Annotated in this window: 1 protein-coding gene; it reads left to right on the top strand. The window is 63.7% G+C overall.

Features of this window, described 5'->3' with window-relative positions:
* Positions 1-197 precede the first annotated feature (197 nt).
* Positions 198-584, top strand: a 387-nt coding sequence (locus tag AOG27_RS21425) for an OmpW/AlkL family protein (protein WP_152967184.1), incomplete at its 3' end; no start/stop codon positions are given.

Raw genomic sequence — 584 nt, 5'->3', positions numbered from 1 at the left:
GTTCGGCGACCTGTCGCCAGACGGCTACGCTTCTCCGAACGTTGAGTCCAAGCCAAGAGTGGCCCCAAAGGTGGCAGTTCACTGCACTGCATCATTTCCTTGCGCTGGATCAACTCCCTCAGCGGGAAGCCCGGCTACACTGAACTTATCTTCCCTCGCGGCGTCGTGCCGCACCCGAGCCAGCAGGAGCCGATACCATGCGCAAGAGTGCCCTCACCACCCTGATCGCGGCGAGCGTCGCCGCCGCTGCCGTCACCGCCAGCACCCAGGCCTTCGCTTACGGCGCCGGCGACTTCTTTACCCGCGTCGGCGTGGCCAAGGTCGAGCCCAAGAGCGATAACGGCAATCTCAACGATGGAACTGATGTCGACGTTCAGGACGATAGTGCCTTCGCCTTTACCTTGGGCTATCGCTTCACCGACAAGCTGGGCGTCGAGCTGCTGGCCGCCGAGCCCTTCGATCATGACATCGAGCTGGATGGCGCCAACCTGGCTTCCACCGAGCACCTGCCGCCGACCCTGACCCTGCAGTACTACCCGCTGGGCGGCACCGACGCCTATGTGCAGCCCTATATGGGCGTCGGC

The organism is Pseudoalteromonas lipolytica (assembly GCF_001306915.1).
In the GTDB taxonomy this organism is placed as follows: Bacteria; Pseudomonadota; Gammaproteobacteria; order Enterobacterales; family Alteromonadaceae; genus Pseudoalteromonas; species Pseudoalteromonas simplex.
The sequence above is the reverse complement of the archived record's forward strand: the minus strand, read 5'-3'. Positions and strand labels throughout refer to the sequence as shown.